At 56.4% G+C, this 2,013-nt stretch carries 2 protein-coding genes; both read right to left on the minus strand.

The annotated features are described in order from the left end of the window. Positions 1 to 1,312 (minus strand): nitrate- and nitrite sensing domain-containing protein (locus tag ACYVB7_RS19135; protein ID WP_460510463.1); only part of this gene is annotated, 1,312 nt, incomplete at its 3' end. Between the two features lie 346 nt (positions 1,313 to 1,658). After that, positions 1,659 to 2,013, minus strand: a 355-nt coding sequence (locus ACYVB7_RS19140) for a methyl-accepting chemotaxis protein (RefSeq protein ID WP_460510465.1), incomplete at its 5' end; no start/stop codon positions are given.

The following is a 2,013-nucleotide window of genomic DNA, read 5'->3' on the forward strand; positions in this document are numbered from 1 at the left end:
GGAAGGCTTCCAGCGGTGCGTCCAGGTTGCCTTCGCCAAACTGCTGAATGCAGGCCATGGCCTTCTTCTTGACGGCAATGTGGCCGTTGACCATGTTGTTGACGCCTTCGGCCATGGTGCGGAAGGTTCCTTGGAACTTTTGGCCGTCCATCACCACCTCGATGTCGCCCCGGTCGTGCTCGGTGCTCATGCGGTTCATGTCGTCCACCATGGTTTGGATGGTGGTTTGCATGCGTTGCATGGCGGCCAGCAACTGGCCGGTTTCGTCTGAAGCCCCCAACGATATTGAATTATCCAAATTGCCCGCAGCAAGTTGATTGGCAACCTCCATGGCCAGTTCAATGCGGCGCAGCATCTGTTGAATGATGAAGTAAAACACCAGTCCCAAGGACAAGATGCCCACGGCCGACACCGCAGAAAGAATGACCCCGCGGAGCGCTGATGCGTTTCCCCGCTGTGTGCTGGAGTCCAATGAAGCGGACAGCTCATCTTCGTACGATTTCAGTGCATTGATCTTTCCACTGATGGCCTGGAACCATTTGGCGGGCTCAATGCCGTAGTTGCCGCTTTGGGCCTTGTCCAAAGCGACTGAACGCATGTGTGCGGTTTCTTTTGACGGGGGCGTCGCCAGCAGAGCATCCAGTGCTTGGAGTTGTTCGTTGGAAACAAGGGTTCGAAAGTTGGACAAGTGGAGTTCTTGTGCGGTGATGATCGACTGCAACTTCAGCAGCACGGCGGTTGACATGGGCGCATTGGATGCAAACACGCTGTTGAGGGTGGCTCGTTCACGCCCAGCCTGTTCCTTGGCATTGATGAGCAGTGTGTAAGCCATGATTTGCCGTGCGATGGCCGGGGAGCTTCCTTCTGAAGCTTGGTTCAGCATGGTCAAGAAGCGGTCAATGGCTCCGGTGTAATAGGCCAACGACATTTCAGCGGGAATGGACAGATGGGCAATTTGATTGCGTGTGTCGCTGATGTTCTCCAGGCTTTTGGCACCTTCTTGCAACGCCATCAACCAAGGCTCTGACTCCTGGTCCTTTTGCATTTCGGCCAGAAATGACTTCAGTTTTGCATGGTGCCTGTCGGACAGTTCATGCTGCTGACTCAGCTCCGTGCTGAATTTGACCCCTTTGCTGCCAATGAACCCCGCGGACAGCCCTCTTTCTTTCTGGAGTTCATGAACCAGTGCGCTGGTGGTCACAGCGGCACGTTGAACCAAAGATTCCTTGTGTGCTTGCTGAAGGTTTCGCCATTGCTCCGCAAGGTTGAGCGATGTGAGAAAGAGCGTGGTTGCAAGCAGCAATCCGAACAACGTCAACAACTTGGTTCGTAGGCTTTTCATGGAAGGCTCAATGTGTTCACCGGAGAACCTGATCACCGATGACGGGTGTGGGTTTGCTTGTTATTGGTGCATTTCAAGCTGGAAGTCCAAAAAGGTGCGTGAGTTTTCTCCATGCGTCCTTTTGGGTTCATGGAGCCCGAGAATATGGACAGCTTCACCTGCTGTGGATCGGGATTTCCTGGTTTTCCCATCAGGAAATCCGGGGGGGCACGCTGCTCTCAGAGCCGATGGCATGCCTCCGATGCGTCCATTTGGTGCATCCATTGGCACCGATGTGGTGCTTTGTGCGGCTGATTTCGGCCGTGTGCGCCAGGACTTACCGTGTCCGGCGTTGTCCACCCGTTGTTCCGTTGCCCAAATTGAAGAAGGCCATGAGCTGCTGCAGGTTGTCGGCCTGGCTGCTCATCTCTTCGGCGGTGGCGGCCAGCTCTTCCGAGGCGCTGGCGTTTTGCTGGGTGATCTGGTTCAACTGGCCCATGGCCGCATTGACCTGGCCCACGCCTGCGCTTTGCTCCTGTGAGGCCGCGGTGATTTCCTGCACCAGCTCAGCCGTGCGGCGGGTGGCGGGCACGATCTCGTCGAGCAGCTTGCCCGCCCGTTCGGCCATGCCCACCGAGTTGCTGGCCAGCTGGCCAATCTCTTGTGCCGCCACCTGGCTGCGTTCGGCCAGC

This window comes from Hydrogenophaga soli, assembly GCF_054777695.1.